The 22,256-nt window shown below is 60.9% G+C and carries 23 protein-coding genes; 10 read left to right on the top strand and 13 right to left on the bottom strand.

What is annotated here, in order from left to right:
• Positions 1-53 precede the first annotated feature (53 nt).
• The 3 genes from DevBK_RS04045 to DevBK_RS04035 are packed head-to-tail and all read left to right on the top strand — an operon-like array spanning position 54 to position 1,638.
• Positions 54-1,070: an aldo/keto reductase gene (locus DevBK_RS04045; protein WP_317184540.1), complete on the top strand. Its 1,017-nt coding sequence runs from the start codon at positions 54-56 to the stop codon at positions 1,068-1,070.
• Between the two features lie 56 nt (positions 1,071-1,126).
• Positions 1,127-1,393, top strand: coding sequence for a glutathione S-transferase N-terminal domain-containing protein (locus tag DevBK_RS04040; RefSeq protein WP_317185587.1), 267 nt, complete (start codon positions 1,127-1,129; stop codon positions 1,391-1,393).
• Positions 1,357-1,638, top strand: coding sequence for a glutathione S-transferase C-terminal domain-containing protein (locus DevBK_RS04035; RefSeq protein ID WP_317184539.1), 282 nt, complete (start codon positions 1,357-1,359; stop codon positions 1,636-1,638). Before DevBK_RS04040 ends, DevBK_RS04035 begins: the two co-directional genes overlap by 37 nt.
• Before the next feature lie 94 nt (positions 1,639-1,732).
• Here DevBK_RS04035 and DevBK_RS04030 read toward each other — a convergent pair whose 3' ends face one another.
• Together DevBK_RS04030 and cckA are read right to left on the bottom strand one after the other, a co-directional pair.
• Entirely contained in the window at positions 1,733-2,128 is a 396-nt protein-coding gene (locus DevBK_RS04030; protein ID WP_317184538.1) for a DUF2237 domain-containing protein, read from the bottom strand.
• A 43-nt stretch (positions 2,129-2,171) separates the two neighbouring features.
• A complete protein-coding gene (gene cckA, locus DevBK_RS04025) occupies positions 2,172-4,742 on the bottom strand; it encodes a cell cycle histidine kinase CckA (protein ID WP_317184537.1) in 2,571 nt (856 codons plus the stop codon).
• 159 nt (positions 4,743-4,901) lie between these two features.
• Here cckA and DevBK_RS04020 point away from each other — a divergent pair, with 159 nt between their 5' ends.
• Complete coding sequence (locus DevBK_RS04020) at positions 4,902-5,432, top strand: AAA family ATPase (RefSeq protein ID WP_317184536.1); 531 nt, start codon at positions 4,902-4,904, stop codon at positions 5,430-5,432.
• A gap of 14 nt (positions 5,433-5,446) precedes the next feature.
• On the opposite strand, the gene flhB is transcribed toward DevBK_RS04020, so the two are convergent.
• From flhB to flgB, 6 genes are all read right to left on the bottom strand, one after another.
• On the bottom strand, positions 5,447-6,529 hold the full coding sequence (gene flhB / locus DevBK_RS04015; protein ID WP_062630411.1) for a flagellar biosynthesis protein FlhB: 1,083 nt from the start codon (positions 6,527-6,529) through the stop codon (positions 5,447-5,449).
• A gap of 3 nt (positions 6,530-6,532) precedes the next feature.
• The gene (gene fliR, locus DevBK_RS04010) at positions 6,533-7,303 is read right to left on the bottom strand and encodes a flagellar biosynthetic protein FliR (RefSeq protein WP_061911227.1); all 771 of its coding nucleotides are present in this window, start codon (positions 7,301-7,303) and stop codon (positions 6,533-6,535) included.
• Complete coding sequence (gene fliQ, locus DevBK_RS04005) at positions 7,303-7,569, bottom strand: flagellar biosynthesis protein FliQ (protein WP_061911225.1); 267 nt, start codon at positions 7,567-7,569, stop codon at positions 7,303-7,305. The genes fliR and fliQ overlap by 1 nt, the downstream gene beginning before the upstream one ends.
• Before the next feature lie 109 nt (positions 7,570-7,678).
• Complete coding sequence (locus DevBK_RS04000) at positions 7,679-8,173, bottom strand: flagellar hook-basal body complex protein FliE (RefSeq protein WP_244484022.1); 495 nt, start codon at positions 8,171-8,173, stop codon at positions 7,679-7,681.
• Positions 8,174-8,193: 20 nt separating this feature from the next.
• Positions 8,194-8,604: a flagellar basal body rod protein FlgC gene (gene flgC, locus DevBK_RS03995; protein ID WP_061911223.1), complete on the bottom strand. Its 411-nt coding sequence runs from the start codon at positions 8,602-8,604 to the stop codon at positions 8,194-8,196.
• Positions 8,605-8,618: 14 nt separating this feature from the next.
• Positions 8,619-9,026, bottom strand: a complete 408-nt coding sequence (gene flgB, locus DevBK_RS03990; protein ID WP_061911221.1) for a flagellar basal body rod protein FlgB — start codon at positions 9,024-9,026, stop codon at positions 8,619-8,621.
• A 177-nt stretch (positions 9,027-9,203) separates the two neighbouring features.
• Here flgB and DevBK_RS03985 point away from each other — a divergent pair, with 177 nt between their 5' ends.
• The 3 genes from DevBK_RS03985 to nhaA all read left to right on the top strand — a co-directional run bounded on the left by DevBK_RS03985 (position 9,204) and on the right by nhaA (position 12,200).
• Entirely contained in the window at positions 9,204-9,860 is a 657-nt protein-coding gene (locus DevBK_RS03985; protein WP_317184535.1) for a flagellar biosynthetic protein FliO, read from the top strand.
• Positions 9,826-10,617 (top strand): flagellar type III secretion system pore protein FliP, encoded by a 792-nt coding sequence (gene fliP / locus DevBK_RS03980; protein ID WP_061911610.1) that lies wholly within the window; start codon positions 9,826-9,828, stop codon positions 10,615-10,617. The genes DevBK_RS03985 and fliP overlap by 35 nt, the downstream gene beginning before the upstream one ends.
• Before the next feature lie 386 nt (positions 10,618-11,003).
• Positions 11,004-12,200: a Na+/H+ antiporter NhaA gene (gene nhaA / locus DevBK_RS03975; protein WP_317184534.1), complete on the top strand. Its 1,197-nt coding sequence runs from the start codon at positions 11,004-11,006 to the stop codon at positions 12,198-12,200.
• Between the two features lie 536 nt (positions 12,201-12,736).
• Here the strand turns inward: nhaA and DevBK_RS03970 are convergent.
• The 5 genes from DevBK_RS03970 to DevBK_RS03950 form a co-directional block, all read right to left on the bottom strand.
• Positions 12,737-16,081, bottom strand: a complete 3,345-nt coding sequence (locus tag DevBK_RS03970; protein ID WP_317184533.1) for a hypothetical protein — start codon at positions 16,079-16,081, stop codon at positions 12,737-12,739.
• A 199-nt stretch (positions 16,082-16,280) separates the two neighbouring features.
• The gene (locus DevBK_RS03965; protein ID WP_317184532.1) at positions 16,281-17,306 is read right to left on the bottom strand and encodes a hypothetical protein; all 1,026 of its coding nucleotides are present in this window, start codon (positions 17,304-17,306) and stop codon (positions 16,281-16,283) included.
• Positions 17,303-17,746, bottom strand: a complete 444-nt coding sequence (locus DevBK_RS03960; protein ID WP_156352106.1) for a DUF6468 domain-containing protein — start codon at positions 17,744-17,746, stop codon at positions 17,303-17,305. Before DevBK_RS03960 ends, DevBK_RS03965 begins: the two co-directional genes overlap by 4 nt.
• A gap of 14 nt (positions 17,747-17,760) precedes the next feature.
• A complete protein-coding gene (gene fliM / locus DevBK_RS03955; protein WP_062630419.1) occupies positions 17,761-18,927 on the bottom strand; it encodes a flagellar motor switch protein FliM in 1,167 nt (388 codons plus the stop codon).
• Positions 18,927-19,460, bottom strand: coding sequence for a flagellar basal body-associated FliL family protein (locus tag DevBK_RS03950; protein WP_062630420.1), 534 nt, complete (start codon positions 19,458-19,460; stop codon positions 18,927-18,929). The genes fliM and DevBK_RS03950 overlap by 1 nt, the downstream gene beginning before the upstream one ends.
• 284 nt (positions 19,461-19,744) lie before the next feature.
• Between DevBK_RS03950 and flgF the strand changes: the two genes are divergently transcribed.
• The 3 genes from flgF to flgA are packed head-to-tail and all read left to right on the top strand — an operon-like array spanning position 19,745 to position 22,243.
• The gene (gene flgF / locus DevBK_RS03945) at positions 19,745-20,482 is read left to right on the top strand and encodes a flagellar basal-body rod protein FlgF (protein WP_061911609.1); all 738 of its coding nucleotides are present in this window, start codon (positions 19,745-19,747) and stop codon (positions 20,480-20,482) included.
• 15 nt (positions 20,483-20,497) lie between these two features.
• Complete coding sequence (gene flgG / locus DevBK_RS03940; RefSeq protein WP_061911204.1) at positions 20,498-21,283, top strand: flagellar basal-body rod protein FlgG; 786 nt, start codon at positions 20,498-20,500, stop codon at positions 21,281-21,283.
• 12 nt (positions 21,284-21,295) lie between these two features.
• Complete coding sequence (gene flgA, locus DevBK_RS03935; protein WP_162236082.1) at positions 21,296-22,243, top strand: flagellar basal body P-ring formation chaperone FlgA; 948 nt, start codon at positions 21,296-21,298, stop codon at positions 22,241-22,243.
• The last annotated feature ends 13 nt before the right edge of the window (positions 22,244-22,256 follow it).

Here is a 22,256-nt window from a genome sequence, read left to right as displayed (position 1 = left end):
CTCGCCGCAACTAACATGTCAGTTGTTTTGAAGGGAGTTAAGGGAGGTTTATAGTGACCAGCAGGTTCGACACGCGGCGCGTGGGCGAGACGGCGCTCGAGGTGACGACACTGGGGCTTGGCTGCGCCTCGCTGGCCGGGATTTTCTCGCGCGTGCCGGCAGACCAGGGCCGTGCCACGGTGCAACATGCGCTCGACAGGGGCATCACCTATGTCGATACCGCGCCCCAATATGGCCTGGGGCGATCGGAGCATCTCGTCGGCGACGTGCTGCGCGAAGCAGCGGTGCGGCCTGTGGTGTCGACCAAGGTCGGGCGGTTGCTCAAGCCGGTTTCGCCGGAACGGCAGGACAAGGGCAATTGGGTCGATCCCCTACCCTTCGATCAGCAGTATGATTATAGCTACGATGGCGTCATGCGCTCGTTCGAAGATAGCCTACAGAGGCTGGGGCTCGACCGGGTTGACATCGTCTATGTCCACGATATCGGCGCGGCGACGCATGGGGTTGAGGGCAACAAACCCCTCTGGGCGCAATTGGCGGGCGGCGGATACAAGGCGCTGCGCGAGCTGCGCGATAGCGGAGTGATCAAGGCGATTGGGCTCGGGGTTAACGAGTGGCCGGTGTTGATGGACGCCTTTGCCCTTGGAGATTGGGACGTGTTCCTGCTGGCTGGGCGCTATACGCTCCTGGAACAGACTTCGCTGGAGCCATTCCTCTCGACCTGTATCGCGCGCAAGGCGTCAGTCGTCGTCGGCGGACCGTTCAATTCCGGCATTCTGGTTGGCGGCGACAAGTTCAATTATGAGCGCGCGCCGGAAGCAATCGTCACAAAGGTGCGCGCGATCGAGGCCGTGTGTCGCGAGTTCGGCGTGCCACTGCCCGCGGCGGCGCTGCAGTTTCCGCTGACCCATCCGGCCGTGTGCAATGTGCTGCCGGGTCCTCGCTCTCCCGAGGAGCTGGATGGCATTCTTGATTGGTGGGCTGCAGAGATTCCAGATGCGCTGTGGACCGCGCTGGCCGAGAAGGGTCTGCTGGCCGAGGGCACGCCGATACCGGGCGGGACAGCTTGAGCCATCACACGCTGACAGTCTGGGGGCGCAAGACGTCGTCTAATGTGCAAGCACTGATGTGGTGCATCGGCGAACTCGGGCTGCCCTACGAGCGCTACGATGTCGGGCATCGCTTCGGCGGCAATGATACGCCGGAATTTTTGGCGATGAACCCGAATGGGACGGTGCCGGTTCTGCAGGATGGGCTCAATCAGCCCATCTGGGAAACGGGTGCCATACGGCGCTATCTCGCAGGGCGTTACGGCGATGCCCCTTTTGGCCGAGCGATAAGACATTGCGGGCGCCGGTGGATCAGTGGGCAGAGTGGGCCAAGATCAATGTGACGCTGGCTTTTACAGGTCCGGTGTTTTGGAGCGTGGTGCGGACGCCGCCGTCACGGCGTGATCCCGTGGCGATTGCAGCGGCGTTGGAAAAGCTGCATGCGGTCCTCGCGATTGCCGAGGCGCAGTTGGCGCGGCATGCATTTTTGGCGGGCGGCGATTTTACGCTCGCCGATATCCAGTTTGGACACGTGCTCTACCGCTTTTTCGACATCGATATTCCGCGACCAAACTGGCCCAATATCTAGCGCTATTATCACCAACTAACGCAGCGGCAGGCTTTCCGCGAGCACGTGATGGTCTCTTACGACGAGTTACGGACACACGACTGAAGTTGATGCGTCAGTTCAGGTCGATTGCGTAACGCTTTAGAATATCGAGCGGAACGAGGTCGAGAACCTTGCGGTTGGTGGCGCGGAGGTGAATGCGTGGGGCTTTGCCTGCCTCGTGGGCCTGCAGCCAGCGGGCGGCGACGAGGCACCAGCGGTTGCCGGGAACGATGCCAGTGAAACCGAATTCAGGGCGTGGCGTCGAAAGGTCGTTGCCGACGGATTTGGAATAGGCGAGGAACTCGGCTGTGGCTTCGATGCAGACAAGATGCACGGCTGCGTTTTCCGGGCCGGCCGCGCAATAGCCGGTGCGGAAGAAGCCCGTTAGCGGATCGTCGGAGCACGGCTGCAGCGCTTCGCCGAGAACGTTGTATTCGCTCGGGCCTTCGATGCGGTTTTGGTGGTTCATGAAAGCTCCGAACTGAGGTGGCAGGGCGATGTTGTGCCCTGCCCTAGCCGTCAGTCTTGTCCTGGCGCCGGAGCACTTCCTTGACCTTGGAATTGATCTGGTCGAGCGAATAGGGTTTTGGCAGGAAGTCGACGCTTTGATCGTCCTCGATGTCTCGGCGGACGCTTTCCTCGGCATAGCCGGACACAAAGATGATTTTCAGGTTCGTCATCTTTTCGCGGATGACCTTGAGCATGGTCGGCCCATCCATTTCCGGCATGACGACGTCGGAAATGATTAGGTCGACCTTGTAGTCGAGGTCTTCGAGCACTTCGAGCGCCTCTTCGCCACCATCGGCTTCGAAGACTTCATAACCCGTGGTGCGCAACGCGCGAGCTGAGAAGGCGCGAACGCTTTCTTCGTCTTCGACGAGAAGAATGCGTTCGTGGCCGGTAAGGTCCTTGGCTGGCGCGGTGGCGATAGCGACTTTGGCCGCGGTCTCTTCTGCGGTCGGGACGTAGCGCGGGAGGAAAATCTTGAAGGTCGTGCCGACGCCGACAACCGAGACGGGATAGATGAAGCCTTCGGTCTGCTTGACGATGCCGTAGACCGTCGAGAGGCCGAGGCCCGTGCCCTTGCCCAATTCCTTGGTGGTGAAGAAAGGCTCGAAGATTTTCGCCATGACTTCGGGGCTCATGCCGGTGCCCGTGTCCTGGACGTCGATAAGGACATAGTCGGCGGCGGCCATGCCATCGAACTTGAGATCGCGGGCTTCGTCTTCGGTGATGTTGTTGGTGCGGACTGTGATCGAGCCGCCATCGGGCATGGCGTCTCGTGCATTGACGACGAGATTGATGATGACCTGTTCGAGCTGCACCACGTCGGCGCGGACTGGCCAGATATTACGGCCATGCTCGACCGTCAGATTGTTCTTCTCGCCGATCATGCGCTTCAAAAGCACGGTGAGGTCATCGACGATCAGCGGCAGTTCGAGCACTTGCGGGCGCAAAGTCTGGCGGCGCGAGAAGGCGAGTAGCTGACGAGTAAGACCGGCAGCGCGATTGGCATTCTGCTTGATCTGCATGAGTTCGCTGAACGATGGATCACCCGGCTTGTGCTTGAGCAGCAGGAGGTCGGAGAAGCCGATGATTGCGGTGAGCAGATTGTTGAAATCATGCGCGACGCCGCCCGCGAGCTGGCCGACCGCCTGCATCTTCTGGCTCTGGGCAAATTGGGCTTCGAGCTTGCGCTGGTCAGTCATGTCGAGCGCGTAGACGTTGATCTGCTCAGGCGAGCCGGCACTGACTTCGGACGCGGAGATATAGAGCCTGACGGCATGCTCGCCCTCGACGCTCAACTGCGCGTCGACGGGTTCGACTTCACTGCGCTGTGCCGTGGCGTCGGACAGCGCGCGCATGAGCTTGTCGCGGCTGCCTTCACCGATGAGGTCGTGTAGAGGCTGCAGTTCCAGGCTTTTTTCCTCGCCCGACCAGCGGAAGATGCGCCCAAATGGAGCGTTGGTTCGCACAATGCGGCCTTGGCCATCGAGGGTGGCAATAGCGAAAGGCGTGTCGTTGAAGAAGCGGGAGAAGCGGACTTCGGCGGCGCGGAGTTCTTCTTCGCTTTCGGGGGCGCTGGAGCGATCGAGGACGAGGGTCCGCGTTTCGCCCAATTCGCCATCGGCGAGACGCGCAGCGCGATGCAACATGCGAACCGGCAAGGCGGTGCCATTGCGGCGCACGAGGTCGATATCGATGATCTCGGTGTGGATTTCGCCATCCCGGCGGCCGCGCATCAACAGTGTCGCGCCATCGCCACGGACCACATCGCCAAGGCTCAAATGGCCGGCGTTGAACTCGGCAAGGTCATAGCCCAGCCAATCGGCGAGCGTCGAATTGAGGTATTGGATGCGGCCCTGAGCATCGGCAGAGAAGAAGCCGGCCGGGGAATGATCGAGATAATCGATGGCGCGCTGGAGATCGAGGAAAGCGGTTTCGTTGCTTTCGCGGTCGCGCGTGATGTCTTCGACGGTCCATACCACCATGGGTTTGGTAGTCTCATCGGTGGCCGGCAGCGGCCGAACGGAAATGCGATACCAGAAGGCCCTGGCGCTCTCAGTCTGCGACCCACCAAGGCCGCCGACGATGCGCAAATCCTCGATGGCATTACGGCCATCTTTGGCGGCGCGGGTGAGCCGGTAAATGGCCTCGCCAGCATCGGCCTGGCCGGCGAAAAGGCGCGGCAGGCTGACGGGCACGCCATTGGTCAGGGCACCGTTAAAATTGCCATAGTGCGAATTCACGTAGGCGATCTTGCCATCGCGATCGGCCACGACGATCCCGCGTGCAGCCGTATCGACCACAGCTCGGGCGATCGTCCGGCGCTCTTCGGACGCCGCGAAGCGGAACAGCCCGGCAGCCAAGCCAAAGAGGAAGAAGACTCCGGCGACGGCCAGCAGCCCCACAAAAGTCATGACCACTTCGGCCGGGACGCGCTCACCAAAGAGCGCAAAGGCAACCGCGGCGCCGACCAGAACAAGCCCCAGCGCCGCGACGCGCCAGAGACCGGCACCGCCCTTGGCAGCAGAAACCAACGGATCGGGGTAGTTGTCTTCGCCGAGCGGCGTCGTGGCCATGAATGGGAGCTCCAGCGCAAAACCTGCCCCGATTCGGGACACTCGACATTGGTTTAGCAAATGGATTCCCCCGTTGGGAGAGCGAAGGCGGCTTTTCCCGCCCTGTGCCTCAAATCCCTGCGGTTTGGCGCAATAAAACCTCACGAAAGGAATTCGAATTTGAACGGGTTGATCATTATTTCCGGCTGCTCAGGCGGCGGCAAATCCACGCTGCTGACCGAACTGTCCCGGCGCGGCTTTGCCGTGATCGAAGAGCCGGGGCGAAGGATCGTTATCGAGGAAGAAGCCGCGGGCGGAAGCGCCCTGCCCTGGCTGGATCTCAAGGGGTTTCTGACCAGAGCAGTGTCGCTCTCGCGAGAGGATCTTGCGACGGCAAGTACACTCGATGGCCCGGTATTTTTCGACCGCGGGCTTTTCGATGCTCTGTCTGGTCTGGCCGAAGTGACGGGCAATCGCGGCGTGCTCTATGAGGCTGGCTATCCGAGCTTCCACAAGACAGTGTTTTTGACGCCGCCATGGCCAGAGATCTACCGCAGAGATGCCGAGCGGCAACATGGGCTAGACGCCGCACTGGTGGAATATGAGCGGCTAAAGCGCGACTACCCCGCAATGGGATATGACGTGATCGAGCTTCCAAAAATCCCGGTCGTCGCGCGGGCGGATTTCGTGATCTCAACCCTAGGCCTCTAGCAGCACAGCCGCGATCAGCGCGCCTTCCAGCTCTGGCCGTGCTTGAGGCGCATGACGAAGCCGATAATCTCGGCGACAGCCTTGAAGTGTTCGGCGGGGATATCCTGGTCAACGTCAACCGACGCGTAGAGCGCGCGGGCGAGCGGCGGATTTTCGATGATCGGCACATCGCTTTCCTTGGCCACGGTGCGAATGCGCAAGGCGACCGCGTCGGCGCCCTTAGCGACGCATTTTGGTGCGCCCATGCCCTTTTCGTATTTAAGCGCCACGGCATAGTGGGTCGGGTTGGTGACAACGACCGTGGCGTCGGGCACGGCCTGCATCATGCGCTTACGCGCCTTCTCCTGCCGGAGCTGGCGAATGCGGCCCTTGACGTGCGGATCGCCTTCCATCTGCTTATATTCGTCGCGCGTTTCCTGCATGGTCATCATCTGCCGCTTCCACCACTTGTTGCGTGTGTAGAAGTAGTCGGCGGCCGCAATAGCGGTGACGACGATGAGCACTGAGGTCAGGATCTTGACCGCCAATTCCTGGAAATCGAGCAGGATGACGATCGGGTCTGCCGTCATCATGGTGTCGAGGCGATCGCGCTCAGGCCAGACGGTCATCACGACGACGGTGCCGACAACGGCGATCTTGGCGAGCCCCTTGCCAAAATTGACCAGCGCTTCTCCCGAAAACAGGCGCTTGGCGCCAGCGAGCGGAGAAATCTTGGAGAATTTCGGGGTGACGGGCTCGGTCGAGAACAGCGGTTTGTGCTGGATCAGATTGGCGACGACGCCGCAAACGTAAAGTACGCCAAGCGGGGCCAGCACTGCGCCGATCATGGCGAGCGCGAGCCCGTTGAAAAACGCAGAAAAACCCGATCCCTCGACGTCGAAGCGATCGGCATTCATCATGATAATCTGGAGCGGATTGCTGATCTGCTGGGCGACCCAAGGCGCCATCGACGAGACCACGACGGCCATGCCCACCAGCATGAACCAGGCCGTTACCTCCTGGCTCTTGGCGACATCGCCCTTTTTATGGGCTTCCTCGAGCTTTCTATGGGAGGGATCTTCTGTTTTGCTTTCCTGCTCCGGGGCTTCGTCTGACATCGACTACCCCCTCCACATGGCCAGATGATTTTCAAAGGCGGAGAGATACCACCCCATCATCATCATGAGCAGCAGCGCGAAAAGCACGAGGCCCGCCAGGATGTTGGCGGGCATGAGCAGAAAATAAACCTGCAAGGCAGGCATCAGGCGGGCCAGGATGCCGGCGCCAAGGTTGAACACCAGCCCGAAGACGATGAAGGGCGCCGACATCTGAACGCCGACCGAGAAGGCGCCGGCGACGGTCTTGAGCGCCAGTTGCATGGCATCTTCCGACATGATGGGCATGGTCGGCGAGAACACATCATAGCTGTCGTAGATCGCCGCGAGGATCATGTGATGGAGATCGGTCGCAAAGATCAGCGTGATGCCGAGGAACGACAGAAAGCTTGAAAACACCGCAGCCTGCATGCCCTGCTGGGTCGGGTCGGCCGCCATGGCGCCGGAAAGGCCAGTCTGGAAGGCGACGATGGCGCCCGCGACCTGGGTGGCCATGGTGGTGATGCGCACGATGGCCCCGATGATGAGGCCAACGGCGATCTCATGGAACAGCAGTCCCAGCATCGGGCCGAAATCGGTCGAAGCGGGCGGAATCACGTCGCGCAGCAATGGGTATAGTACCAAAGTCAGCAGCAGCGCAAAGGAGAGACGCAAGCGCGCGGGGATCGTGTCTTCACCCAATGCCGGCATCAGCATCAGCATCGCGGCGATGCGCGAAAACAGGATGAGATAGGTAAAGGCGGCGCCAGGCGCCCAATCGATGTTGAGCGTAAACATCAGCCGCCGACGATGATCATGTCGACCACGCGCGTCATATAAGCCGACATGGTCGCGCCCATGAACGGCAGGGCGATCAGCATGGTGACGAAGATGGCGATGATCTTGGGCACGAAGACCAGGGTCTGTTCCTGGATCTGCGTCAGCGCCTGAAAGAGCGCGATGACGACGCCCACGACGAGACCGACGAGCATCATGGGCAGGGACACGATGACGAGCGTCCAAATGCCCTGATTGGCAATGTCGAGAACTTCGGCGCCGGTCATTTTAGTCGCTCCGCGAACAGAATCGCGAAGCCATAGGTAACTGATTCCTGAATCCGCCGCGAATTCTATGCAGCGGCAGCCCTCAAAGTTGCGAGAGCGAAAGCATGCCTTAGATCGGCATGCTCATGATCGATTCATAGGACTGGATGACGCGGTCGCGAATGGTCACGATGCTGTCGATGGCAAACTCGGTCTGGGACATGGCGGTGACCATATCGACGACATTGGCTTTGCCGTTGACCATGTCGATGGCCATTTTGTCCGAGGAGCGGCCGGTATCGACGACACCCTGCACCGACTGGGCCAGCATCTGGGCGAATTCATTGCCTGATTTGCCGGCATTGGTGCCGAGCTGCGCGCCCGGCTGCGACGCCTGGGAGAGAAGACGGCTTGCGGCATCGTTGAGCGACGCGACGGCAGTCGGGTCGGCGGCGCGGCCGGTTTCGGCGATGCCCTGGACCGACTGGGCCAGCATCTGTGCGAAGTTCGGACCACCGGAAATCCCGGCGATCGTGCTTTCGACTTCCGGACGGCTGATTTGCGACGCGAGGCGGCTGGCATTGCCATAGGCCGCGGCTGCGATGTTGAATGGTGTCGACGCCATGATATTTGCCCCCTAGAACGTCAGCCGCGCAGGATGTCGAGCGTCTGCCCGAGCATCTGGCGAGAGATGGTAACCACGTTGAGATTGGCCTCGTAACTGCGCTGGGCCTCGCGCATGTCCATCGTCTCGATGAGCGTATTGACGTTGGGATACTGGACGTAACCGCTGGCATCCGCGGCCGGATGGCCGGGTTCGTAGCGGCTCGTGAAATCGCTTTGATCGAGGGCAACCTTGCCCATTGTGATGACCTTACCGCCAAGCTCCTGGTTCATCACCGTTTCGAACGTCGGCACGCGGCGACGGTAGGGCTGGCCGCCCGGGGTCGAGGCCGTCGAGTCGGCATTGGCGATGTTTTCAGCGATGACGCGCATACGGGCGGACTGAGCATGAAGGCCAGTTGCGGCGATGCCAATCGAAGTGTTGAAGTCCATGGGTCACGCCCTCCTTATGCTGTTTTGCCGAGTGCGGTCTTCAAGATCTTGACCGACTTCTGGTAAAGGGAGGTCGCGGCCTGATAATCCATCATATTGGTCGTGACCTTCATCATTTCGTCTTCGAGCGTGATGCCGTTTCCGCGCGGCGTGACCTCGAAATTCACCATGCGCTGGTCGGCAAAGCTTGAACCGCCGCCAAGGCTGGTGGAAAAGTGCATAGGCTGGGTCGCTGCAGTCGCCACCGTCGGCGCCTGTGCGACCTTGAACCGATCCTCGAAGTTGTATTGCTTGAGGTCGCGACCCTTGAAGCCGGGGTTATCGGCGTTGGCGACGTTTTCGGCGAGCAATCCCTGCCGGGCCTGATGCCAGCGCATCTTGTCCGTCAGCGCCGCGAAGACCGGCATATCCAACAATCCCATCGCCAGCGCTCCTTGAGTCCAGGCTAGATAGGAAAATCCTGCCCATTTGTGGTTAAAGAAGAGTTAATAGAGCACGCATGCTGTCCCAAATTGCCTCGCAATCTGCACGATTGCCTGGTTTGACTGGGCAGAAAATGCCCGTCAGAATCACGGCGGCCACTTTAGGAGTTAGAATCAGTGCAGTTCATCACCAGCCTTTTCGGCGGTAGCGGCAGTACATACCTGACCGCTTTCTTCGCCCTCGGGGCCGTAATCGTCCTCATCATCCTCGGTGTATGGCTGCTCAAACTGGTCTTCAACGTGTCGAGCAATGGCGTGCGTGGACGCAACCGGCGCCTCGCGATCATCGACACTCTGGTGGTCGATCAGAAGCGGCAATTGCTGATCGTGCGGCGTGACAATGTCGAACACCTGATCCTGACCGGCGGCAGCCAGGACCTCGTCGTGGAATCGGGGATCACGCCTCCAGAGCCGCCCGCCGCGCAAACCTCGCGCCGCCCCGTGCCAATGGTTGGCCGCCGCCCGGCCAATGAAGGGCGCAAGACGGATGTGAAGCCGACGATCGTGCCGGCTGCGACTGTTGCAGCGGGCCCCGGCGCCGCCGCAGATCGCGCCCGCGAAGCCAACAAGGTGCGCGAGCATGCGCCGGGCAAATCGCTGCGCCATACGGGCCTGCTGCGCCCGGTAACGACGCAGGACACTTTGCCGCCGGGGTATAAAGCGGACATTTCGCCCGTAAACGCGGCCGACTCAGCTAAAGAAGGCGCAGATGAGCCGGTTAACGAAGGCATAACGCGTGATCACGAAGCGCAGGGCGAGAGCAACAGAAACTAGCGCCCCGCGCAGGCGCCTCAAGAAAACGGCGTTTATCGGCCTGGCGCTTGCCGCCGGGCTGACGCTTCTGGCAACGGGCATCGCCCAGGCGCAGGACATCTCCATCGGCTTCGGCGACGACACCGCGATCGCCGAGCGCGCCATCCAGTTCATCGGCCTTCTGACCATCCTGTCGCTCGCGCCATCCATCCTCGTAATGGTGACGAGTTTTACCCGTATCGTCGTCGTGCTGTCCCTGCTCCGCACGGCAATCGGTCTCCAGACGGCGCCGCCGAACTCGGTGATGATCTCGCTCGCGCTGTTCCTGACCTTCTTCATCATGCAGCCGACGCTGCAGCAGAGCTATGACAATGGCATCGCGCCGCTCCTGGCCGGGCAGATCGAGATCACCGAAGCCTTCGAGCCGACCGTAGCGCCGCTCCATGCCTTCATGCGCGCCAACGTTCGCGATCAGGACCTGTCGCTGTTCTACGACCTGACCGATGCAGAAATCCCCGATGAAGCGGAAGCCATTCCGCTGCAATTGCTGATCCCGGCTTTCCTGATTTCAGAACTGCGGCGCGCCTTCGAAATCGGCTTCCTGCTGTTCCTGCCCTTCGTCATCATCGACATGGTCGTCGCCTCGGTGCTGATGAGCATGGGTATGATGATGCTGCCGCCGGTGGTGATCTCCCTGCCCTTCAAGCTGATTTTCTTCGTGCTTGTGGATGGCTGGTATCTGGTCGTCGGCTCGCTCGTGCGAAGTTTTGTGAGTTAGGTGGCGTTGGGCTAAACGGCAGATAAGGGATGGGACGAAGGTTGGCGGCTTTAAACTCACAGTCATCATAAGCCGACATTGGTGCGGGAAGAGATTTGGCACGCTTCTTGGCCGCTAACCGCATCCCAACATTGCTTGAAATTTCCGACACAGTTCGCTAGACCTTCCTCGGGTGCCCTCATGGGGCAGGATTGCGCTGGTCGGGCCGCCAGCGGAACACAATCTCGAAAGAGACCCATGGCCCACTTGTGCTTGGCTGAACAGAGCCACTCCATTCTCATTGCATTTCTGGTTTGCCCAGCGGCGGCTCTTGAGCAGCCACGCGCTTTGTCGCGTCCGGCCTAAACCACTTTTCCGAACATCCGTGTCCTAAGGAGCTGGCGACAATGTCTGCTGCGCCCACGCGTCCCGTTTCTCTTCTCCGCGCCTTTCTCGACAACGCCTCTTCGGGCGGTATCATTCTTATGGTTGGCTCGGCGCTCGCCATCCTGGTCGCCAATTCGCCGCTCGCCGCCGCTTACTTCGATGGGCTTCACGCCTATGTCGGCGGCCTCTCGGTGCACCATTGGATCAATGACGGGTTGATGGCGCTGTTCTTTCTGTTGGTCGGTCTCGAGATCAAGCGGGAGGTCATTGATGGGCAGCTTTCGACATGGCCGAGGCGCGTTCTGCCCGGCTCTGCCGCCATAGGCGGTATGGTGGGGCCCGCGCTGATTTATCTGGCGTTCAATATGGGACCAACAGGTCACCCCAACGGCTGGGCCATCCCGGCCGCGACGGACATTGCCTTCGCGCTTGGCGTACTATCGCTTTTGGGATCGCGCGTGCCCACAACGCTAAAAGTTTTCCTGACCGCTCTCGCCATCATCGATGACCTTGGCGCTGTCATCATCATTGCGCTCTTCTATACGACCTCAATTGATATGATAAACCTTGGTCTTGCCGGCGGTCTCATCGTTGCGCTCGTTGCCATGAACCGGATTGGGGTGCGTGTGCTGTGGCCCTATTTGCTGCTCGGCGCGGTGCTCTGGTTCTTCGTCCTGCAATCAGGCATCCACGCTACGCTTGCTGGCGTCGTTCTCGCGCTGACGATCCCGCTACGCCCGAGCCCTACGCGTCCCGACGACATGGATTCCCCGCTGCATAAGCTTGAGCACGGCCTGCAACCCTGGGTGACCTTCCTGATCCTGCCGATCTTCGGCTTTGCCAATGCTGGCGTGTCATTTGCCGGTATGTCGATCGGCCAACTTGCCGATCCAGTGCCGCTCGGTGTTGCGGCGGGTCTCGTCATCGGCAAGCAGGTCGGGGTCTTTGCGGCGGCCGCACTCGTCATTCGCGCCGGCTGGGCCGAATTGCCGATGTATGCAACATGGCGGCAGGTCTATGGGGTGTCCCTTCTTTGCGGCATTGGCTTCACCATGAGTCTTTTTATTGGCTTGCTTGCCTTCCCTGACTCAACGCTGCTGCAGGACGAGGTCAAACTCGGCGTTCTCTTGGGATCTCTAATCTCGGCCTTGCTCGGCGCGCTCGTGCTCGGCACGTCGCAAGCGCGCGCGCCCAAGCAGCAGGCAAAACCAGTCTGATGAGGGTGGAAAAAAAGCTCTACGGCGTGCAGCGTGTGCTGCCGGGCCGTAGAGAGCCGGTCCCGGAGAGTGTGCTAATCGAGGCATCCTCTCCGGTAGCGGCGGGCGAGCGTGTAGTCGGATGCCGGCTGATACCAGTTGGCTCACCGGCCAATCTTCGGGCGCTCGTTTGGCACATGAAGCCGGACTTCACTCCGGTTTGCACAAGCCTTTACGAGCCCGAAAATCTCGACCGCGGCCTCCGTGCGGGCCGGCTGAAGGTTCTGGCCCGATCTGGATCAGCGCAGGAGCGTAGGGTGCACATCCATATCTTGATCATGGCGATTGTCGTTGCTGTGGCGATAGCTATATTGATCCTGCAGTTCTGAGCGATGGATCGACTTTTTCCTAACGGCCTGAGGCGGGTGTATCCGCTTTCAGGAGCTAATCCATTTCTTGAACGGGGTCGAAAACGGCCTCTATGAATAGCTACCCGTCACTCACGTGACTTTTGGCGACATCTTTATCTCGCCAACAATTTCCAGCGATGGCCTCTCCTACTTCAGCGTCGCTACCGCACCATCCGGCTGCGCCGCCGACTCCGGAGTCAGCGCGCCTTCGCTGCCGTAGACTTCGCGATAGGCCGAGAGGAAGGTTTCGAGCCCGTTGACGGAGGCGATTTCGGTGGCGACTTGGCGGAACTGGTTGCTGGTGGCTTCGATTGGGCCGGTGACATAGTCGAACATCGGCCATTCGGGCGAGCTGACCATGGCGTCGGAATATTTCGACCTGAGGCGGGCAATGCCGCTCGAATCATTGCTCAGGACGTAGCCGACTGCGGCCTGTAGAACGGCCATGCGGGCGGACTTGCTGAGGGGCACGCCCGGCGTTGCCGGATAGAGCCCTTCGATGAGCTGGCCGGCCTGACCGTAACGCTTGGCCTTCCAATGCGCGTCGATGCGCATGAGGTCGACATCCTTGCCGGTCAATTCGCGGATCATGTCGAGCGCGAGCTGATCGCGACCGCCATCGAGGAGAGCGCGGGCTTCGAGAATGCGGCGCTGACGGCCGAGGCCATCGGGTAGATCGGGGAGCCGCGTGTCGTTGAGAACACGCATCGCCTCGGCGGGCTTCTGATCGGCGAGGTAAATGACCGCGAGATCGGACGCGACCTGCGTGCGGGCCACGCCGCGCAGACGATTGTCGAGCTGATACTTAAGCAGCTCTGCCGCCTGCGGCAGCAGATCGACGCGGACGAGGCGACGGGCAAGATTGCGGATCATCTCATCGCCGCGCGTGCCCGGCGGGGTCAACTGGCGGAAGTCATAGTAGATGCTGAGCGCTTCGACCGGGCCGATGGAATCGGCAAGGCCATTGAGGAACAGCTCGTTAAAAGTCTTTTGCGCATTGTCGCTGAGCGCCTGCACGTCGCGGCTATCAGGATCGCTCGCCACAGCGGCCATCACCGATTCAAAACCCTGACGGTATTCGCCCGAGCGGAAATAGAGATCGGCCAGCATGCCCTGCATAGAGGCTTCGAGTGCATCGCCGCGCCAGAGCAGCGCTTCGGCAGAGAGCGTCTGGGCGCCCTTGACGATATCGAGGCGCTTCTGCTGGTCGAGGATTTTGAGCGTGCGGTAGACGGCTTCGGCGCGCGGCTCGCGCACTTCCATGGCGATGACCTGCCCATAGATATCGATGGCATTGTTGAATTCGCCACGCTCTTCGGCGATGCGGCCGGTGAGGAGGTTGAAATCGGCCACCTGGTCATTGCCGAGATCGGAGAAGCGAACGTCGCCGATCATCTGCTGGGCCTGATCGGCATAATGCTCTTCGATGGCCGCTCGGGTGGCGGCCAGAAGGAAGGTTTCGCGCGCCCAGCCGGGATAGGAATCGATGATGGAATAGGCCTGGGTGGCATCGGCGCGCGCCCCTGCATAGTCGCCGGCATGCGAGCGGGCGATGGCGCGCCAGAACATGCCATCGATGTCCTGATCATAGTCGGGCGTGTTGAGCTGCGTCAGCGCGTCTTGCGGCCGGCCAGCCATGATATTGGCAGCGGCCATGCTCATCTTCAGCTTGGCGAGCAATTCATCATTGCGCAGATTGCCTTCGGTGACGCGAAGGACACCAAGGGCCTCCATGGCAAAACCATTGGCGACATAGAACTCGGCGAGATCGACACGCGCCGCATCGCGCGCGCGGCCATCGCTGGCGGCGGCAGCGGCTTCCAGTTCGTCGCGCTGCTTGCCGAAGACTCCCGCGTCTGATTGCACGAGCGGCTCATAATCGACATAGCCCGGGCGGTCGGTCGGCACGGTGGCGGCGACGCCGTGACGGAGGCTGTCGGTCGAGGAAACTTCGAGCCCTTCATTGGTGCCGATGACGGCAAGGGCATTTTCGAGCGAAATCGAGAGATCGTCGGCCTTGGGGCGAATGACGAGGCCGTGGACACTCGTCATGGCGGTGAAGTCGACATAATCGAGCGAGCGCGTGATGCCGCGCGCGGGTGGATAGATGGTGACCACATCGAGCGTGTCGCCAACGAGCGGATCCTGAAACTGGTGGACACGGCCGGGGCGAACGAGATTGGCGGTCATCTCGAAATCACCGCGCATATCGCGGCGACGGGTCAACTCCATCGGCTCGGTCGGCGCCATCATGACATCGCCCAGCGAGAGCACCCAGGATTGCCCCTCGGACCCCATGGTCGCGAGCCGATCCTTGGACAGGTCGAGACGCACGATCTGAGCATTGTCCGCCATCGAGACGACGAACTCGTCGGAAATGTCGGAGAGCTCTTCGAGATCGCTGGGGATCTGGATGGCGCTGCTCGTATCGAACATCAGCCAGACAGAATCGCCGCGCCGGAAAATGGCAGCGGGCGTTTCCTGCGTGAACGGGAAGACGACGCGGACGGTGCTGCCGATATTGGTGACGAAGGGCGTGATTTCGCTGGGGGGTACGACGGTGAGATCTTGCCCGGTGGAGGCGCCCTGCCCGGCCTCGGCGCCAGCATCAGCGGTATCATGTGGCACTTCGGCGGCAAGCGCCTCGGCCGAAAATTCCGGCAGGCCCTGACCCTCAACGTCGATATCGAGGACATATTGGTTGGGCCCGGTCGAATAGAATCGCGGCGTGATGCCTTTGGCAAAGCGGAGGTTGACCCCGCTGCCATCGAGATCGACGGTGTTCTTGGCGGTGACGATTTCGGGCGGCAGATCGGACAGCAGATCGCGCAGATCGACCTCGACCGGCCATTCGAATTCAAGATTGCCGACCTCGCCTTCCTGCTCGAACTTGGCCTGGGTCGGAATGGTCCAATCGAACTGCAGGCGCATGAAGGTGGGATTGCGGCCGATTCGCAGCGTGCCCTTGGGGTTCTGCTCGGCAACGACATTGGCCTTGCGCTGCTGATCGGCACGCAGCGCCAGGCGCTCGGCGCGTTGGGTCATCTCGGCGATGACGTCATCGGGGAGCGGTGGCGGCGAGCCCTGCCAATTGGAGGGCAGGAGATCGATGAAAAGTTTGGTGCCCGCCTCGGTGCGGTTGAAATTGAGCGTCGTGCGGAGGCCAATGCGCAGCCCCTTGCCCGAGGGATCGAGGCGCGCAACCGAGAGATAATCGGGGAGAATCGAGGCGACGTCGGGCAGAGAGACGTTGATGGGCTCGCTGAACTCGAGCGCGAGAACACCATTGGTCATGCGCATCGAATAGGCCGGCATGGTGTCGCGATCGGGAAAGCTGATTACGAGCCGGCCGTAACCTTCTTCCTGCGTCGCAAAGAACTGGGCCTGATCCTGGCCCATGGCGACGGAAACCGTGAGGAGGCTGACCGACAGATATGCCGCTGCCAGAAGGTGACGCGGCCTCAGCCAACCCGAATTGATGGTCTTATTCACGACTTCCACCTGCCCCGACGCAGAGCTGAACACCCCTGGAAACCCAGAACATGCCAACAACCAAGCACTGGCCGCAGACTAAGCAAGCATGCTTAACACCCGATTACGCGCGGCGCTTAAGTCTTGTGTCGGAGAGGGAAATGCAGCCGGAAGACAGCAAAAAGCCCGCGGCGTAAACACCGCGGGCTCCTTAGGAATATTACTGCCCGACGATCTGGGGCAAGGCGGCGAGATCGGCAGCGCCCATCTGCTCGGGATTTTCAGAGGTTTGCGAGGCGAGTGCGACGGTTAGGGCCTCGGCTTTGGTCCGGTCCATCGCCGCCAGAATCGGAGCCATGTTGCGAGGCGGCATCATTTTGGCAACGCGCAGCAGCACATCCATTTCGAGCGTATTGAAGATGCCGGCAGCATCTTTGGGCTTCATGGTCTTGTACATCGACACAATCGAAGCGAACTGGTCTTCCTCGAGCTTCTTTCGCTCTTCGACCAGACCCGAAATCTGCGATTCGAGGGCCTGGAGCGTTGCGGTGCGTTCGTTGACGCGCTTTTCGGCGGCATCGATGAGTGAAGCGCGCAGAGCCAGTTCCTGCTCATAGCTGTCGAGTTCGGTGCGGCGGGCAGAGAGCCGGTCGAGCAACACCTGTTCGGTCAGCGTCGGGTCCGATGCGCCGAGATCGACATTGCCACTCGGGGTCGACAGCTGCGGCGTGGCGTCTTTGATTGGCGGACAATCGGCACCGACGGCGGTCAATTGGCCATCGGGCGTTTCCTCGCCCACCGGACGCGGTGCGCAGGCATTAAATTCTGCGACGCTGTTGGAGCCTTCGGGGGCCCCATGTCCACCATCGGCCGCGCCTTCGATATTGGCTTCGGCGACCTGGGTCGCTTCGCCGCCATGGCCGGCTTCCGGCGCAGGCGTTGCGCCGTGATCATTGGCAGGCGCGGGTGCGCCGTGACCGCCCGCAGCGACGGGCGGTTGTTCACCCGCCGTCGGCGCGGTGTCGGCAATTGTGGGCGACGTATCGGCCACTGTCGGCTGAGACAGGGTCGAGGTCGCCGCAGGCTCGGAAGAACCGCCGTGGCCACCACCGCCACCACCTGCCGCGAGGGCAACGTTGACGCCGGTCAGCGCATAGCTGCCCTGGGTCACGAGACCCACGGTCTTGAGAACGAGGAGCGCCCCGATCATCAAGATAACGACAGGAAGGAGGCGGATCCGGTTCACGCGGCCACTCCACGGTTCCGCACGCGGGTCGAGAGCTGCTCGAGGGCCGCACGCACCTTATTGTTTTCCTTGCCGGTGCCGATCGATTCATTGGCTGCAGGGGCCGGCATCATCACCGGGCTCTGACGCACGGCATTGGTGACGCGAACGATCTTCTGCATCAGCGCGGTGCCTGAATTGACGTGATTGGCCAATTCGATGCCGAAGCGCTCGGCTTCTTCAAGCCGCGAGCTGAGGACCATATCGGCCTCGACAGCGGTGGCCTTGAGTTCCTTGATCGCCTGATTGGCAAGATTGGTGGCTGCGATCAGATCGCTGACCATCAATTTGAGCGCATCCCGATCGGCGTGAAGCCGGGCGAGCTTACGGTTGAGTACAACGCAATACCCCAGGGTAAGCGCCATGAGCACCGACACAGCGGCCTCAATGAACAATCCCATCGACAACCCCAACATCAGCGACCTTCCATAGATTCATCAATTGCCTCAAATGCCGCCATGGTGACCTTGGGCGGATTGAGGGGGCGCGTGACGCGCACTGAAACGTGGTTTCCGATATGGCCCATAATGGCCTCGGTAAGCTCGACATCGCCGCAGCGAAGCAGAATGGGATCATTCGGCGAGCGCTCGAACATCACGGTGTCGCCGGGCTTGAGCGCGAGAAGGCGCGAGAGCGGCAGTTCCTGCTCATGCAGCACGGCATCGATCTCGACATCGGCCTGATAGATCTCGGTGGCGAGGTGCCCTTCCCAGATCGGATCGCGGCCGAACTTTTCACCCATGAACATCTGCAGGAGCTGTTCACGGATGGGTTCGATCGTGGCGTAGGGCAAGAGGATTTCGATCTTGCCGCCGCGCTCGTCCATTTCGATCCGCAACTCGATCAGGATCGCGGCATTGTTGGGCCGCGAAATCGCTGCGAAGCGTGGATTGGTTTCCATGCGTTCGAGCTTGAAATTGACCGTCGTCACCGGCTCGAAGGCGCGCTTGGTGTCCTCGAGAATGACTTCGATCAGCCGCTGAGCCAGGGCCTGCTCGATGGTGGTATAGGGACGACCTTCGATGCGCATGGCGACGCCCGTACGGCGGCCGCCGAGCAACACGTCGATCATCGAATAGATCAGGCTCGAGTCTACAGTCAGAAGACCGTAATTCTCCCATTCTTCCGCCTTGATGACCGAAAGAATGGCCGGCAGCGGGATCGAATTGAGATAATCGCCGAAACGCACCGATGAGATGGAGTCGAGCGAGACTTCGACGTTATCTGACGTGAAGTTACGCAGCGACGTCGTCGCGAGACGCACGAGGCGGTCGAAGACGATTTCGAGCATCGGCAGACGCTCGTAACTGACGAGCGCGTTATTGATCAGCGCCTGGACGCCGGTCAGCTCTACATTGCTCGCCGTAGCCGCATCGAAACCGAAAAGATTGTCGATCTCGTCCTGGTTGAGAACGCGCTCGACACCGTCGGCCGCGCCTTCCTGGCTGGCCTTGAGCATGGCCGCCCAGTCTTCTTCGCCATCTTCACCCTCGCCGGGAATGTTGAAGCTTGGCGTGGGGCTATCGAGGTCGTCGAGACCCCAGTTTTCCGAAAGCTTGTCTTGATCTGAAGGGCCAGCCATCACTGCACCAGCATTTCCTTGAAGAGAATGCTTTCGATCCGAGCGGGATAGACCGCAAGGTTCACGCGACGCAGCAACTCTTCCTTGAGACGATAGACGCCAGCCGAACCTTCGAGATCGGACTTGCGCAGCTCGCGCATATAGACCTGGAACGCATCGATCACCTTGGCAAGGCGTGGCTGGATTTCGGTCATCATATGCTCGTCGGCCACTTCGAGGGCGACGGTGAGCTTCATGTAATTCTGGGCGCCATCAGCGCTCTGCAGGTTCACCATCATCGGTTCGAGATTGAAGATGAAGGTATCGGCAGCAGCAGTTGCGCCGTGCTCGCCCGCTGGGGCGCCATGTTCACCGGCTGCAGCTTCGTGGCCTTCCGCCGCAGCTTCGGCAGGTGCGCTGCCCTTGGACATGAAGAAGAACAGGCCGGCACCTGCGATGAGGACTATGATGGCCGCAGCACCAATAATAATGAAGAGCTTGTTGATGCCCTTCTTGGCTGGCACTTCCTCGCCAACTTCCGCTTCCGTCGCCATGCAAACCCCGCCAGATGCAACCATGCCGGACGATTCCGGCGATGAGTCCACCTAATGCCATCTTGGTTAACGCTTGGTTACTTTTGGCCCCTAGTCGGCAATATCTGCCGGGCATTACTTGCCGCGAAGTAAAACGAGCACCCGGCAAAGTTAACCGGTCCATTTCAATAACCCATTGAAAACGCAGAAGAACCCAATCTGGCATGGTTTCTGCATTTTGAGATGCGAGGCGGCAGACTTGGGGAAGTCAGCCACCTCGGGGATACGAACCGGGGATCGAAATGATCGAGAACGCACAACTCATCGGCCTGTCGCGCCAAATGGCTCTGCAGCGCCAGATGGACATGGTGGCCAACAATATCGCCAACGTTAACACAGGTGGTTTTAAGGCCGAACAGCTCTTGTACGAAGAGTATAAGATGCCGGTCGCCCGCCATGGCGACTTCTCGGGTCAGGATCGCACTCTGTCCTATGTTCAGGACTGGGCAACGGTGCAGGACTTTTCTGCCGGTGCGATGGTCCAGACCGATGCGCCCCTCGACGTTGCGATTTCGGGTGACGGCTTTTTCACCGTGCAGACTGCTGCCGGTGAACGCTACACCCGCTCCGGCGCCTTCCAGCTGAACAATGCTGGCACGCTCGTCGATCTCGCCGGCAACCCCGTCATGGGCACCGGTGGCCAGATCCAGTTCGGACCCGAAGAAACCGATATAAAGATTGCAGCCGATGGGTCGATCTCGTCGAGCGAAGGCGCCAAGGGCCAGCTTCGCGTCGTCGAATTCGCCGACCCGCAGGCATTGACCCGCCAGGGCAACAACCTGCTCGCCGGCGGCACGCCGGTGCCGGCGACCAATTCGCGGGTACTGCAGGGCTTTACCGAGAAGTCGAACGTTTCGAGCGTTTCCGAGATGGCCGAAATGATCCGCGTGACGCGCGCCTACGAATCCATCGCCTCGCTGGGCCAGAAGCAGGACGACATGCGTCGCGATGCGATCAAGCGCCTCGGCTCCATGAACGCGTGACATTGAGGAACTGCCATGAAAGCTCTCTACATCGCATCGACCGGCATGAGCGCGCAGGAACGCAATGTCGAAGTCATCTCCAACAACATCGCCAACATGCGCACGCCCGGCTTCAAGCGTCAGCGCGCCGAGTTCGAGGATCTGCTCTACCAGCAGATCTCGCGCGCCGGCTCGCAGACCTCGGACCAAGGCACGCTTGTGCCGGCCGGCCTTGAAATCGGTTCGGGTGTTCGCACCGTCGCCACGCCTCGCGTGATGAGCCAGGGCAGCGTCAACCCGACCGAACGCGAACTCGACGTCGCTGTCCGCGGCGAAGGTTTCTTCATGGTCGACCTGCCCGATGGTCGAACTGCCTATACCCGTGACGGTTCGTTCGAACGCAACGAAGACGGCACGCTGGTCAATTCGAGCGGCTTTGCCCTTTCTGGTGGCATCACCATTCCCGGCAATGCCACCGGCGTGAACATCTCTCCCGATGGTACGGTCGAAGCCTTTATTGGCACCGGCGGCCCGGCAACGCAGCTCGGCCAGCTTCAGTTGGCGCGCTTCGTCAACAAGTCCGGTCTCGAATCGATGGGCGACAACCTCTTCCTTGAGACCGCAGCCAGCGGCGCGCCGCAGATCGGCGTCGCTAATGCCGACGGCAATGGCAGCATGCTGCAGTCGTACCTCGAAATGGCCAACGTCAATTCGGTGACTGAAATCGCCGACCTGATCGCTGCCCAGCGCGCCTATGAAATGAATGCCCGCGTCATCTCTGGTGCAGACCAGATGATGCAGGCCACCAGCCAGCTGCGCTGATAGGGGGACATGGTGACCTTCCTCTCTCGCCTTGCTCTCGTCAGCGCCCTGTCGCTTACGGTCGCCACCGCCGAAGCAGCGCCTGCGCTGCGGGGCAATGTGACCGTGACCAACAAGGTCGTGACCGTTGCCGACATGTTCGACGACGCTGGCGCGCTGGCCGAAACTGCGATCTTCAGCGCTCCTGCCCCCGGCACCACCGGCCAGGTCGATATCGCTACCATTCGCGCTGCCGCTGCCCGCGTCGGCATCGTCGACTTTGAAGCCAACGGCATCAATGCCGTGACCGTCACTCGCGCAGGCATGACGGTGGATGAAGCAACACTTGAAAACCTGGTGATGACGGAATTGTCGACCCGCGGCCTCATCGGCCCCGGGGTCAACAGCACCATCCAGTTCTCGCGCTTCATCGATCCGATCCAGGTCTCGACCAATGGCGTTGCCGTGCGGCTCGATAGCCTGCGCTACACCAAGGGCGGCCGCGACTTCTCGGTCCGGTTCATGCTCGCTGACGGCACGCAGACGCTCGATGTCAGCGGCACGATCGACATGACGATCGACATGCCGCACCTCGCCGCCAACTTGCCGGCCGGAACGATCCTCCGCCCCGAGAACGTCGTGATGAAATCGGTGCCGGTCGGTCAGGCAGATGCCTATGGCTATGTGCCGATCGAACAGCTCGTGGGCATGGCGCTCAACCGCCAGAGCCGCGAAGGCATGCTGCTCCGCGCGAGCGATGTCAGCGCGCCGCTGACGGTCGCCAAGAACGACGTCGTCACCATCATCTATCGCCGCGGCCCCATGACTCTAACCGTCAAGGGCCAGGCGATTACCAGCGCGAGCCGCGGCACCAGCCTGCAAGTGCTCAATCTCATGTCCAATCGCGTGATCACCGCGACCGCCGTATCGCCGGGCACCGTCGAAGTCGATGGTGCTGCCGTGTCGATGGCTGGCCTCTAATCAGGACCGAATG

Source organism: Devosia sp. BK (assembly GCF_032907385.1).
In the GTDB taxonomy this organism is placed as follows: domain Bacteria; phylum Pseudomonadota; class Alphaproteobacteria; order Rhizobiales; family Devosiaceae; genus Devosia.
Note: the sequence above shows the minus strand (reverse complement) of the source record. Positions and strands in the feature narration are given on the sequence as shown.